This is a genomic window from Cellulomonas oligotrophica, assembly GCF_013409875.1.
In the GTDB taxonomy this organism is placed as follows: domain Bacteria; phylum Actinomycetota; class Actinomycetes; order Actinomycetales; family Cellulomonadaceae; genus Cellulomonas; species Cellulomonas oligotrophica.
Genome location: NZ_JACCBK010000001.1, coordinates 440729 through 453144, shown reverse-complemented (window position 1 = coordinate 453144; position 12416 = coordinate 440729). Strand labels below are relative to the sequence as shown.

Below are 12416 nucleotides of genomic sequence, written 5' to 3'. Positions count from 1 at the left end.
TCCCGCTAGCCGATGCGCTCGGCGCGCCCGAGGATGCCCTGCGGCCGCAGCAGCAGGACGAGGATGAGGATCACGAGCGCGCTGGCGTACCGCATGTCGCTGGGCAGCACGAGCGTGGACAGCTCGACGACCAGGCCGATGACGACGGCCCCGAGGACCGCGCCGAGCGGGGAGCCGAGACCCCCCAGCGTGATCGCCGCGAACATCAGCAGCAGCAGCGTCGACCCGAAGTTGAACCGCGTCGAGTTGAGGTACAGCGCGAGCAGCACGCCGCCGAGCGAGGCCAGGGCGGCCGAGACCACCCAGACGCCGCTGATGATCGACTCCACCCGGATGCCGGTCGCGGCGGCGAGCGCCGGGTTGTCGCTGACGGCCCGGGTCGCCCGGCCCAAGCGGGTGCGCGAGAGCGTGAACGCCACCACGGCGAGCGCCACGACGGCGATCGCCACCGAGATCATCGACTGCGCGGAGATCTGCACGGGGCCGATCTGGATGCGCGCCGAGATGCCCGACACGATCGGGGTCGGCTGCGCGCCGAAGATGAACAGGAACGTCGACAGCCCCGCCAGGGCCAGACCGATCGTGACGATCATCTGCTGCGTGACCCCGACGCCGCGGCGCCGCAGCGGGGCGAAGATGACCGCGTTGAGCAGCCAGCCCGCGAGGGCGCCGGTCGCCGTCGCGACGACGATCGCCAGCCACAGCGGCAGGTCCCAGCGCTGCACGGCGACGAAGGCCATCATCCCGCCGAGGGTGACCAGCTCGCCGTGGGCGAAGTTCGACAGCCCGGTCGTGCCGTAGATGAGGTTCGCGCCGAGCGACGCGAGCGCGAGCAGCAGGCCGAAGACGAGCCCGGCGAGGACGAGCTGGGCGACCCGGTTGGTGCCGCGCGTCGCACCCGCCTCGGCGCCGGTGCCGGTCTCGGGGGCGGCCGTCGCCCCGTCGGCGGGGGTCTCGCCGTCCGCCGGCGCGGTGGTCGGCGAGGCCGCGACCTCGGACGGGTCGACGGCCTGGAAGATCCGTCCGGCGGAGCGGCCCAGCTCGACCGTCACCGTCGCGGGGTTCGCGGCCGGGTCCCGCAGCGTCGTGCCGGCCGGGAGCGTGGTCTCGTCCACCTCGACGACGTAGTCACCCGCGGCGGTGACCGGCACGCTCGCGCGGCCGGCCTCGTCGGTGGTGGCCTCGACCGTCGTGCCGTCGCCCTCCACCGTGAGGCTGACGTCGGCGGCCGGCCCCGTCCCGGGGACGGTGACGGTGACGTTGAGGCACGCGGTGGTGTCGTCAGGGGTGCACGCGGTGGCGGCGGCTCGTGCGGGGACACCGGCGACGAGCGTCGCCAGGGTCAGCAGGAGGGTCGCCAGCAGGGCCGCCCCTCCCCGTCGCACGAGGGCTGGCCGGTCCGGGCATGCGACTGCTCGCACGAGGGACCTCCGTCCTTGGTGATGGGCAGGAGCGCCGGGGCGCTGGGTCGTGGTGGGCCTGACGCCCGCCGGGTGGCAGACGATAGGGAGGGATTGTGTCCTGTTCATTACGTCCTGACGAGACCCAGCGCCGTCCGGACCGGTGCCGCACCGCCGCGGAGGCCCACGTCCGGGACCCTCGACCGTGGGACTAGGCACGGGAGGGCAGGTGCGCCATGATCGGGACGGGACGCGTCCGGGGGGAGCTGATCCCGTCCGGCTGGTCCACCCCGTCAGGAGGCCCCCCGTGCGCTCTGGTGCGCGTGTCCGTCCGCTCGCCCGGACCGACCTCGACCCCGTCGTCGACCTGTGCCTGCGGGCGCGGGCGGAGCTGGGCGTGGGGCGCCAGCTGTGCACCGACGACCGCGACCGGCTGCGCGAGCAGATCGGTGCGCTGCTCGGCCTCGACGGCGCCACCGTCCTCGTGGCGACGCTCGACGACGAGCCCGCGGGCGTCCTGCTCGGGCGCCTGGTCGGCCCCGGGCCCTTCACCGACGCCGTCGTCCTCAACCTCGAGGCGCTCTACGTGCGCCCGGACGCGCGCCGCCGCGGGATCGGTCACGCGCTGCTGGTCGCGGCGGCCGACGCCGCCGACCGGGCGGGCGCGGACGAGGTCTTCGCCTCCCCGCTGCCCGGTGCGCGCGGCATGCACCGGTTCCTCGCACGGCTGGGCTTCGCCCCGGCGGCCGCCCACCGTGTCGTGCCCACAGCCGCGCTGCAGCGGCGTCTCGCGCACGACACGGGGTCCGGGGCCGTGCGGCGACCCGCGGCCCGGGGGATCGAGGACCTCCTCGAGCGCCGGCGCCGCGCCCGCGCCGCCGAGGCCGCTCAGCCGGTCGCGTCGACGAGCATGCAGGTCAGCCGCGCCGTGCACAGCCGCCGGCCGTCCGCGTCCTCGACGACCACCTGGTAGGTCGCCAGGCTCCGGCCCAGGTGCAGCGCCGTCGCGGTGCCCCGCACGGTGCCGGCGCGGGCGGACCGGTGGTGCGTCGCGCTCAGCTCGACGCCGACGGCGGCCCGCCCCGCCCCGGCGTGCACCTGCGCGGCGTAGGAGCCCAGCGTCTCGGCCAGCACGGCCGACGCGCCCCCGTGCAGCAGGCCGTACGGCTGGGTGTTGCCCTCGACGGGCATCGACCCGCGGGCCTCGCGGGCGTCGACGTGGTCGATCGTGATCTGCATGCGCTCGATGAGGGTGCCGGCCACCGGCGGCATCGGTGCGGTCGGGGCGGGCCCGCCCGGGTCCGACGAGGTCGGGGTCGCGGGCGGCGGGCGGTCGGCGGTGTCAGGCATGGCAGATAGGTTGGCACCCGTGAGCGCCGTGCAGCCATCCGCCCCGTCGACGCCGACCTCGGAGCAGGGCGGTCCCACGCCCCGACTGCTCCTCATCGACGGCCACTCCATGGCCTACCGCGCCTTCTACGCCCTGCCCGTGGACAAGTTCGCCACGTCCTCGGGCCAGCCCACGAACGCCGTGTTCGGGTTCGTCTCGATGCTCGCGAACCTGCTCCGCGACGAGGAGCCCACGCACGTGGCCGTCGCGTTCGACGCCGGCCGCACGACCTTCCGCACCGAGCGCTACGCCGCGTACAAGGGCACCCGCGACGCGACGCCCGAGCCGTTCCGCGGGCAGGTCGACGTGGTCCGGCGCGTGCTGGAGACGATGCACGTCCAGGTCATCGACAAGCCCGGGTTCGAGGCGGACGACATCCTCGCGACGCTCGCCGGCCGCGCCGTCGCCCAGGGCATGCACGTCGCGATCTGCTCCGGCGACCGCGACGCGTTCCAGCTCGTGCGCCCCGAGGTCACGGTGCTCTACCCCGTCAAGGGTGTCTCCGAGCTCGCGCGCATGACTCCCGAGGCCGTCGAGGCGAAGTACGGCGTCCCGCCGCAGCGCTACCCGGACCTCGCGGCGCTCGTCGGGGAGTCCAGCGACAACCTCCCCGGCGTGCCCGGCGTGGGGCCGAAGACCGCCGCCAAGTGGATCGCCGCGCACGACGGGCTCGCCGGCGTCCTGGACGCGGCCGACCGCATCACCGGCAAGGCCGGGGAGTCCCTGCGTGCGCACCTCGACCAGGTCCGGCTGAACCGCGAGCTCAACCACCTCGTCGACTCCGTCGAGCTGCCCGTCGGCCCGGAGGACCTCGCCGTGCGCCCGTGGGACCGCGCCGCGCTGCACGCGATCCTCGACGAGCTCGAGTTCCGCGCCCTGCGGGACCGGCTGTTCGCGATGCTGCCCGACGACGGGCAGGAGGAGCGTGCCGCGACGGCCGCCGCGCTGGACGTCGTCGAGGTCGGCGCCGGTGGGCTGGCCGCCTGGCTGGACGCTCGCGGCACCGCCCTCGTCGGGGTCGACGTCCGGGGCACCGGGGGGCCGGCGCGGGGTGACGCGTGGGGCGTCGCGCTCGCCGACGGCAGCGGGCAGGCCGTCGCCTACGACCTCGCCGAGATCGACCCCGTCGACGAGGCGGCCCTCGCGTCCTGGCTCGCCGACCCGGCGCGGCCCAAGGCCGTGCACGCCGCCAAGACGGCCTGGCACGCGCTCGACGGCCGCGGCCTCGCGCTCGCGGGCGTGGTGTTCGACACCGAGCTGGCCGCGTACCTGTGCCAGCCGGACCGGCGTGCCTACGACCTGGGCGACCTGGCGATCGGGTACCTGCACCGTGAGCTCGCGGCGGACGACGCGGCGTCGGCGGGACAGGGTGCGCTCGACCTGGAGATGGACGGGGCCGACGAGGGGCGGCGCGCGGCTGTGCGTGCGGCGGCGGTGCGGGACCTCGTCGACGTGCTGTCCGCGGAGGTCGACGACCGCGGGGCGGGTGGGCTGCTGGCCGACCTGGAGCTGCCGCTGCAGGGGGTGCTCGAGCGCATGGAGCGCACGGGCATCGCGGTGGACCACGACCACCTCGTCGCGCTGGAGCGGACGTTCGACGGGCAGGTGCAGGCGGCCGCGGCGGACGCGTTCGCGGTGATCGGCCGCGAGGTGAACCTCGGCTCGCCCAAGCAGCTGCAGGAGGTCCTGTTCGACCAGCTGGGCATGCCGCGCACCAAGAAGATCAAGACGGGCTACACGACCGACGCCGCGGCGCTGACGGACCTGTTCGCCCGGACGCAGCACCCGTTCCTCGAGCACCTGCTCGCGCACCGCGACGCGATCCGGCTGCGGCAGACCGTCGAGGGGCTGCTGCGCTCGGTCACGCCGGCGGGGCGGATCCACACGACGTTCCAGCAGACCATCGCGGCGACGGGGCGCCTGTCGTCGGCCGACCCGAACCTGCAGAACATCCCGATCCGCACCGAGGCGGGCCGGCGCATCCGTCGGGCGTTCGTGGTGGGCGACGGCTACGAGACGCTGCTGACGGCCGACTACTCGCAGATCGAGATGCGGATCATGGCGCACCTGTCGGGCGACGTCGGCCTGGTCGAGGCGTTCCGCTCGGGGGAGGACCTGCACAGCTACGTGGGCTCGCGCGTGTTCGGCGTGCCGACGGACGAGGTCACGCCGGCGATGCGCTCGAAGATCAAGGCGATGAGCTACGGGCTGGCGTACGGCCTGTCGTCCTACGGCCTGTCGCAGCAGCTCGCGGTCGAGGTCTCCGAGGCGTCCGCGCTGATGGACGACTACTTCGCACGGTTCGGCGGGGTGCGCGACTACCTGACGGGCGTGGTCGACGAGGCCCGCGCGACGGGCTGGACGGCCACGATCCTGGGCCGTCGGCGCTACCTGCCGGACCTGACGAGCGACAACCGGCAGCGCCGGGACACCGCCGAGCGCATGGCGCTCAACGCCCCGATCCAGGGCAGCGCGGCCGATCTGGTCAAGGTGGCGATGCTGGGCGTGGACGCCGAGCTGACCCGCCGCGGCCTGTTGTCGCGGCTGCTGCTCCAGGTGCACGACGAGCTCGTGCTCGAGGTCGCGGCGGGGGAGCGCGAGGAGGTCGAGCAGCTCGTGCGCGAGCAGATGGCGCACGCGGGCGACGGGGCGCCCGACGGGCCGTTGTCGGTGCCGCTCGACGTGTCCGTCGGCGTCGGCGAGAGCTGGCACGCGGCCGGGCACTGAGCGAGCGAGGTCACTAACGCGGCTGACCGCGGTGCGAATCGCAGAAACTCGGACGTTCTTCTGCGGCGCGGAATCTGGATTCCGTGGGTGATGTGCGCCACAGTAGGCCGCCTACGGTGGCAACGAGGCCGCCGGAGCAGCCCCGGAGGTGCTCGTGCCCGAGACCGCCCACCACGGCCCTGACGTCGTCGCCGAGACCGACTACCAACGCGTCCAGCGGTCGGCGGAGTTCGCCGACCTGCGCCGCCGCTTCCGCCGGTTCGTCTTCCCGCTGACCGCGTTCTTCCTCCTGTGGTACTTCACGTACGTGCTGCTGGCGAGCTACGCGCACGACTTCATGAGCCAGCGCGTGACCGGCACGATCACGGTGGGGCTGCTGCTCGGGCTCGGTCAGTTCGTCACGACCTTCGCGATCACGATGGGCTACGCCCGGTGGGCGAACCGGCGCCAGGACCCCGTGGCCGCGCGCCTGCGCGACCAGATCGAGCAGGGCACGGTCGGCGCGGGTGACGGGCAGGTGCCCGCATGAGCGCGGTGCGCGTCGCGGCACCCGCCGCCCAGGTGGGCGACCCGGTCGTGAACATCGCGATCTTCGGCGCCTTCGTCCTGGTCACCCTCGTCATCGTGTTCCGCGCCTCCCGCAACAACCGCAGCGCCGCCGACTACTACGCGGCGGGCCGCTCGTTCACCGGTCCGCAGAACGGCACGGCGATCGCCGGGGACTACCTGTCCGCGGCGTCCTTCCTCGGCATCTGCGGGGCCATCGCCATCTACGGGTACGACGGGTTCCTCTACTCCATCGGCTTCCTCGTGGCGTGGCTGGTCGCGCTGCTCCTGGTCGCCGAGCTCCTGCGCAACACGGGCCGCTTCACCATGGCCGACGTCCTGTCGTTCCGGCTCCGGCAGCGCCCCGTGCGCATGGCCGCCGCGCTGTCGACCCTGGCCGTCGTCTTCTTCTACCTGCTCGCGCAGATGGCCGGGGCCGGCGGCCTGGTCGCGCTGCTGCTCGGCATCGAGGGCACGGCGGGGCAGGCCGTGGTGATCGCGGTCGTGGGCGCGCTGATGATCATGTACGTCCTCGTCGGCGGCATGAAGGGCACCACCTGGGTGCAGATCATCAAGGCGGTGCTGCTCATCGCCGGCGCCGGCGTGATGACGGTGTGGGTGCTCGCGCGGCACGGCTTCGACCTGTCGGCGCTGCTCCAGGCCGCGATCGACACGGCGGGCGAGGGCGGGGAGTCCCTCGTGGAGCCCGGTCGGCAGTACGGCCTCTCGGGCCTGACGCAGCTGAACTTCCTGTCGCTGGCGCTCGCGCTCGTCCTCGGTACCGCGGGGCTCCCGCACGTGCTGATGCGGTTCTACACCGTGCCGTCGGCGCAGGAGGCGCGCCGGTCGGTGGTCTGGGCCATCTGGCTCATCGGCATCTTCTACCTGTTCACCCTCGTGCTCGGGTACGGCGCGGGCGCGCTCGTCGGGCCCGAGGTCATCCTCGGCTCACCGGGCGGCGTCAACTCCGCCGCGCCGCTGCTGGCCTACGAGCTCGGCGGCGTGCTGCTGCTCGGCGTCATCTCGGCGGTCGCGTTCGCCACCATCCTCGCGGTCGTCGCCGGCCTGACCATCACGGCCGCGGCGTCGTTCGCGCACGACATCTACGCGTCCGTGATCAAGCGGGGCGAGGTCGCACCTGACGGCGAGGTGCGGGTCGCGCGGATCACCGTGGTGGCGATCGGCGCGCTCGCGATCGTCGGCGGCATCTTCGCGAACGGGCAGAACGTGGCGTTCCTGGTGGCTCTGGCGTTCGCGGTGGCCGCGTCGGCGAACCTGCCGACGATCCTCTACTCGCTGTTCTGGCGTCGCTTCAACACCTCGGGGGCGCTGTGGAGCATGTACGGCGGGCTGGTCTCGTGCGTCGTCCTCATCGTGTTCTCCCCGGTCGTCTCGGGCAAGGTCGACCCGGCGACGGGGGAGAGCCTGTCGATGATCCGTGACGCGTCCGTCGACTTCTCGTGGTTCCCGCTGGAGAACCCCGGCATCGTGTCGATCCCGCTGGCGTTCCTCCTCGGGATCGTCGGCACCCTGCTCAGCAAGGAGACCGGCGACCCCGCCCGGTTCGCGGAGATGGAGGTCCGCTCGCTGACCGGGGCCGGTGCGGAGAAGGCGACGGCCCACTGAGGGCGTGCGTGCTCAGCCGGCACGGCGGGTCACGAAGACCGCCGTGCCCGGCAGCAGCGCCCCGCGGACCGGGCCCCAGCCGCCCCACACCCGCTCGTGCCCGGCCGGCCACGGCGGCTCCACGAGGTCGTCGAGCACGAAGCCCGCGCCGGTGAGCTCGCGGACGTGGTCGCCGAGCGTTCGGTGGTACTCGGCGTACAGCACCCGCCCGTCGGCGGCCTCCTCGACGTACGGCCGACGGTCGAAGTACGAGCGTGCGGCCGTCAGCCCGCCGGTCCCCGGGTCGTCGGGGAACGCCCAGCGCACCGGGTGGGTGACCGCGAACACCCACCGCCCGCCCGGGCGCAGCACGCGGGCGACCTCGGCGTGCACCCGGCCGGCGTCCGGCACGAACGGCAGGGCGCCGAACGCGGTGAACGCGACGTCGAACGACGTGTCCGCGAACGGCAGGTGCCGGGCGTCGGCCTGGACCATCGGGGTGCTGCTCCCGCGCCGCGCGTCGTACGCGGCACCGGCGGCGAGCATGCCCCCCGACACGTCCGTCGCGACCGCCCGCGCCCCGGCGGCCGCGAGCCACCGCGAGCACTGCGCGGCGCCCGCGCCGACCTCGAGCACCGTCGCGCCGCGCACGTCGCCGAGCAGGTGCGCGTCCTGCTCGCGCAGGCCCTCGGGGCACCACACGAAGTCGTCGGGGCCGAGGAAGTCCCCGTGCTCGGCGAGGTACTCCTCGGCGTTGGCGTCCCACCAGCCGCGCGCCGCGCCGCCCCCCTCCTCGGGGGCCACGTCGCGGTACCCGGCCCGTGCCAGTGCGTCGTCCACGCCCGCATCCTCCCAGGCCCGCCGCCCGGGGTGCGTGCTCCGGTGCCCCGGAGGGCCCCGTCGGCACGCGGCCCGGCCACGCGGCCCTGCCCGTGCCCGACCGGTGCGGCGCCTGTGCGGACGCCGGGCGCCCGCCATGTGTCCACCATGTGAACAGTGCGTACTGGTACGTAACACGCCTGTGATGTGCTGCATCACTCGCCGTGACGTTGGCTCTTTACGGTCGGGCGGGTTGCCCCGGCGCGGTCTGCTCCGCGCCCTGACGAGAGGTGCTGATCGATGAGGACCAGGTGGCAGACGGTCGCCGGCGGCGTCGCGGTGGGGCTCGTGCTCACCGGGTGCGCGGCGAGCGACCGCGACGCGGAGGAGGGCGCCTCGGCGTCCGGAGGCCGGGACACGTTCATCTTCGCGGCGTCCTCGGACCCCGCCTCGCTCGACCCGGCGTTCGCGAGCGACGGCGAGTCGTTCCGCATCGCCCGGCAGATCTTCGAGGGCCTCGTGGGCGTCGAGCCCGGCACGGCCGACCCCGCCCCGCTCCTGGCGGAGTCCTGGGAGGTCAGCGAGGACGGGCTCGAGTACACGTTCGCCCTCAAGGAGGGCGTGACCTTCCACGACGGCACGGACTTCGACGCCGAGGCCGTGTGCTTCAACTTCGACCGGTGGAACGGCTTCACCGGCGTGCTGCAGTCGGAGTCCCTGTCGTACTACTGGCAGAAGGTCAACGGCGGCTTCGCCGAGAGCGACGTCGAGACCCTCGACGGCACCGGCAAGTACGAGTCCTGCGAGGCGGCCGACCCCAGCACGGCCGTCGTCACGCTGCAGAGCCCGCTGCCCGAGCTCATCTCGGCGCTGTCGCTGCCCGCGTTCTCCATGCAGTCGCCCACCGCGCTCGAGGAGTACGACGCGGACGGCGTGACCGGCGAGGGCGACGCGCCCGTGCTGCCCGAGTACGCGACCGGCCACCCGACCGGCACCGGACCCTTCGTCTTCGAGTCGTGGAGCCCGGGCGAGGAGGTCGTCCTGTCGGCCAACGAGGACTACTGGGGCGAGCAGGGCCAGGTCCGCCGGATCGTCTTCCCGATCATCGCCGACGCCACCGCCCGCCGGCAGGCGCTGCAGGCCGGTGACATCGACGGCTACGACCTCGTCGGGCCGGCCGACGTCGTCGCGCTCGCGGACGAGGGCTACGAGATCGTCAACCGCGACCCGTTCAACATCCTCTACCTGGGCATGAACCAGGCCAACCCCGACCTCGCCGACCTGCGCGTGCGGCAGGCGATCGCGCACGCGATCAACAAGGAGGCGCTGGTCGCCCAGACCCTCCCCGAGGGCACCGAGGTCGCGACCAACTTCGTCCCGCCCGTCGTGGCCGGCTGGAACGAGGACGTCACGACGTACGAGTACGACCCGGACAAGGCGCGCGAGCTCCTCGCCGAGGCCGGCAAGTCGGACCTGACGCTCGACTTCAACTACCCGACGAACGTCTCGCGGCCCTACATGCCGACGCCGGAGCAGGTCTTCACCGCGATCACCGCCGACCTCGAGGCCGTCGGCATCACGGTCAACCCCGTCCCGGACCCGTGGAACCCGGAGTACCTGGACAAGATCCAGGGCGGCGAGGACCACGGCCTGCACCTGCTGGGCTGGACCGGCGACTACAACGACACCTACAACTTCATCGGTGTCTTCTTCGGCGGCCCGTCGAACGAGTGGGGCTTCGAGAACGAGGACCTGTTCGCGGCCATCAACGACGCGCGCTACGTCGCCGACATCGACGAGCAGACCGCGGCGTACGAGGAGGCCAACGCGGCGATCCTCGACTTCCTGCCCGGCGTCCCGCTCGCCCACCCCGTGCCCTCGCTCGCGTTCGCGCCCTACGTCCAGGGGTACCCGGCGTCGCCGGTCCAGGACGAGGTCTACAACGTGATCACGTTCACGGACTGAGGAGCTGCACCACCCGATGACCCGACTGATCCTGCGGCGCCTGGCGCTGCTCGTCCCGACCCTGCTCGGGTTGTCGATCCTGCTGTTCCTGTGGGTGCGCGCTCTCCCCGGGGGGCCTGCCCAGGCCCTCCTGGGGGAGCGCGCCACCCCGGAGGCCGTCGAGCGGATCAACCAGCTCTACGGCTTCGACCGGCCCCTGCCCGAGCAGTACGTGACCTGGCTCGGCCAGCTGCTGCAGGGCAACTTCGGGGTCTCGACGCGCACGGGACGCCCCGTGCTGGACGAGTTCCTCCTGCGGTTCCCGGCGACGATCGAGCTCTCGCTCGTCGCCCTCCTGGTGGCGGTCGGCGTGGGCATCCCGCTCGGGTACCTCGCCGCCCGCCACCAGGGCCGGTCCGTCGACCACGTCGCCGTGGTCGTCTCGCTCCTGGGCGTCACCGTGCCGGTGTTCTTCCTCGCGTTCCTGCTCAAGTGGCTGTTCGCGGTGCAGCTCGGCTGGTTCCCGTCGTCCGGGCGCCAGGACCCCGCGATGATCGCCACGCACCCGACCGGCTTCTACGTGCTCGACGGGCTGCTGACCCGGGAGTGGGACGCGAGCTGGGACGCCTTCGTCCACCTCGTCCTGCCGGCCGTCGCGCTCGGCTCGATCCCGCTGGCGATCATCGCCCGGATCACCCGCGCGTCCGTCATCGACGTGCAGCACGCCGACTACGTGCGCACGGCGCGGGCCAAGGGCATGCGCCCGGACCACGTGCGCGGCCGCGTGATCCTGCACAACGCCATGCTCCCGGTGTCGACCACGATCGGCCTGCAGGTCGGCCTGCTCCTGTCGGGGGCCGTGCTGACCGAGACCGTGTTCGCCTACCCCGGGATCGGCAAGTTCCTGTCCGACGCCATCTTCTCGCTCGACTACGCGGTGCTGCAGGGCTTCATCCTGCTGATCGCCGTGGTCTACGCGATGGTGAACCTGCTCGTCGACGTGTCGTACGGGCTGATCGACCCGAGGATGAGGGCCCGATGAGCGCACCCGAGGTCTACGAGGTCCCGCAGGACACCCCCGGCTCGCCCGGGGACGGCCTCGCGGAGGACCGCCGCGCGGGCGAGGCCCTGTGGCGCGTCGCGGCGCGGCGCCTGGTCCGCAACCCCGGCGCCCTGGTCGGCGCCGCGATCGTCCTGGTGTTCGTGCTCGTCGCGCTGCTCGCGCCCGTGCTGGCCCCCTACGCCCCGGGCGAGCTGCCGGGACGGGCCGACGTGCGTCCCACGTTCATCCCCGGCCCGTCGCCCGAGCACCCCCTCGGGCTCGACCGCTACGGCGCCGACCTGCTGTCCCAGCTGATCTGGGGGGCGCGGGCCTCGCTGCTCATCGGCGTCCTGTCCACGCTGCTCGGGCTGGCCGGCGGCATGGTCGTCGGCCTGCTCGCCGGTGCGTTCGGCGGCTGGGTCGACTCGGCCGCGATGCGCCTGGTCGACCTCATGCTCGCCGTCCCCAGCCTGCTGCTCGCGGTCTCGATCGCCGCCGTCGCCGGACCCTCGCCCTCGTCGGTCGTGCTCGCCATCGGCGTCGTGCAGGTCCCCGTCTTCGCCCGGCTCCTGCGCGGGTCGATGCTCGCGCAGCGCGGCCAGGACTACGTGCTGGCCGCCCGGTCGCTCGGCCTGTCGCGGCGCACCGTGACGATGAGCCACATCCTGCCCAACTCGGTCTCGCCGGTGATCGTCCAGGCGACGCTCCTGCTCGCGACCGCCGTCATCGAGGCCGCCGCGCTGTCGTTCCTCGGCCTGGGCGGCGGGTCGCCGACCACCGCCGAGTGGGGCCGCATGCTGGTCGCCGCGCAGAACGAGCTCGAGATCGCGCCGCGCCTGGCCCTGTGGCCCGGCGTCTGCATCTCCGTCACGGCCCTCGGCTTCACCCTGTTCGGCGAGGCGCTGCGCGAGGCCCTCGACCCCCGCTCCCGGAGGCGCTGACC

10 protein-coding genes are annotated in these 12416 nt (G+C 73.5%); 7 read left to right on the top strand and 3 right to left on the bottom strand.

The window, feature by feature from the left end; all coding sequences use genetic code 11:
• Window positions 1-5: 5 nt before the first annotated feature.
• Window positions 6-1421, bottom strand: coding sequence for a branched-chain amino acid ABC transporter permease (locus BKA21_RS02035; RefSeq protein WP_239072793.1), 1416 nt, complete (start codon window positions 1419-1421; stop codon window positions 6-8).
• Window positions 1422-1707: 286 nt separating this feature from the next.
• Here BKA21_RS02035 and BKA21_RS02030 point away from each other — a divergent pair, with 286 nt between their 5' ends.
• Window positions 1708-2373: a GNAT family N-acetyltransferase gene (locus BKA21_RS02030; RefSeq protein ID WP_140458861.1), complete on the top strand. Its 666-nt coding sequence runs from the start codon at window positions 1708-1710 to the stop codon at window positions 2371-2373.
• On the opposite strand, the gene BKA21_RS02025 is transcribed toward BKA21_RS02030, so the two are convergent.
• The gene (locus BKA21_RS02025; RefSeq protein ID WP_140459200.1) at window positions 2289-2672 is read right to left on the bottom strand and encodes a hotdog fold thioesterase; all 384 of its coding nucleotides are present in this window, start codon (window positions 2670-2672) and stop codon (window positions 2289-2291) included. The two genes, BKA21_RS02030 and BKA21_RS02025, sit on opposite strands and share 85 nt — an antisense overlap.
• Window positions 2673-2769: 97 nt before the next feature.
• Here BKA21_RS02025 and polA point away from each other — a divergent pair, with 97 nt between their 5' ends.
• The 3 genes from polA (at window position 2770) to BKA21_RS02010 (ending at window position 7689) form a co-directional block, all read left to right on the top strand.
• Window positions 2770-5517, top strand: coding sequence for a DNA polymerase I (polA, locus tag BKA21_RS02020; protein ID WP_373308162.1), 2748 nt, complete (start codon window positions 2770-2772; stop codon window positions 5515-5517).
• A gap of 154 nt (window positions 5518-5671) precedes the next feature.
• On the top strand, window positions 5672-6046 hold the full coding sequence (locus tag BKA21_RS02015; protein ID WP_140458863.1) for a DUF485 domain-containing protein: 375 nt from the start codon (window positions 5672-5674) through the stop codon (window positions 6044-6046).
• Window positions 6043-7689: a monocarboxylic acid transporter gene (locus tag BKA21_RS02010; protein ID WP_140458864.1), complete on the top strand. Its 1647-nt coding sequence runs from the start codon at window positions 6043-6045 to the stop codon at window positions 7687-7689. Before BKA21_RS02015 ends, BKA21_RS02010 begins: the two co-directional genes overlap by 4 nt.
• 12 nt (window positions 7690-7701) lie before the next feature.
• Here the strand turns inward: BKA21_RS02010 and BKA21_RS02005 are convergent, their stop codons facing one another.
• Entirely contained in the window at window positions 7702-8508 is an 807-nt protein-coding gene (locus BKA21_RS02005) for a class I SAM-dependent methyltransferase (RefSeq protein ID WP_239072792.1), read from the bottom strand.
• A gap of 279 nt (window positions 8509-8787) precedes the next feature.
• Between BKA21_RS02005 and BKA21_RS02000 the strand changes: the two genes are divergently transcribed.
• The 3 genes from BKA21_RS02000 to BKA21_RS01990 are packed head-to-tail and all read left to right on the top strand — an operon-like array spanning window position 8788 to window position 12414.
• On the top strand, window positions 8788-10452 hold the full coding sequence (locus BKA21_RS02000; RefSeq protein WP_140458866.1) for an ABC transporter substrate-binding protein: 1665 nt from the start codon (window positions 8788-8790) through the stop codon (window positions 10450-10452).
• Window positions 10453-10468: 16 nt separating this feature from the next.
• On the top strand, window positions 10469-11473 hold the full coding sequence (locus BKA21_RS01995; RefSeq protein ID WP_140458867.1) for an ABC transporter permease: 1005 nt from the start codon (window positions 10469-10471) through the stop codon (window positions 11471-11473).
• Window positions 11470-12414 (top strand): ABC transporter permease, encoded by a 945-nt coding sequence (locus tag BKA21_RS01990; protein WP_140458868.1) that lies wholly within the window; start codon window positions 11470-11472, stop codon window positions 12412-12414. Before BKA21_RS01995 ends, BKA21_RS01990 begins: the two co-directional genes overlap by 4 nt.
• The last annotated feature ends 2 nt before the right edge of the window (window positions 12415-12416 follow it).

What these genes read in the sequence shown, in the direction of transcription:
- BKA21_RS01990 (WP_140458868.1), top strand. Translation starts at nt 11,470, where the DNA reads ATGAGCGCACCCGAGGTCTACGAGGTCCCGCAGGACACCCCCGGCTCG.
- BKA21_RS02025 (WP_140459200.1), bottom strand. Translation starts at nt 2,672, where the DNA reads ATGCCGCCGGTGGCCGGCACCCTCATCGAGCGCATGCAGATCACGATC.
- BKA21_RS01995 (WP_140458867.1), top strand. Translation starts at nt 10,469, where the DNA reads ATGACCCGACTGATCCTGCGGCGCCTGGCGCTGCTCGTCCCGACCCTG.
- BKA21_RS02000 (WP_140458866.1), top strand. Translation starts at nt 8,788, where the DNA reads ATGAGGACCAGGTGGCAGACGGTCGCCGGCGGCGTCGCGGTGGGGCTC.
- BKA21_RS02010 (WP_140458864.1), top strand. Translation starts at nt 6,043, where the DNA reads ATGAGCGCGGTGCGCGTCGCGGCACCCGCCGCCCAGGTGGGCGACCCG.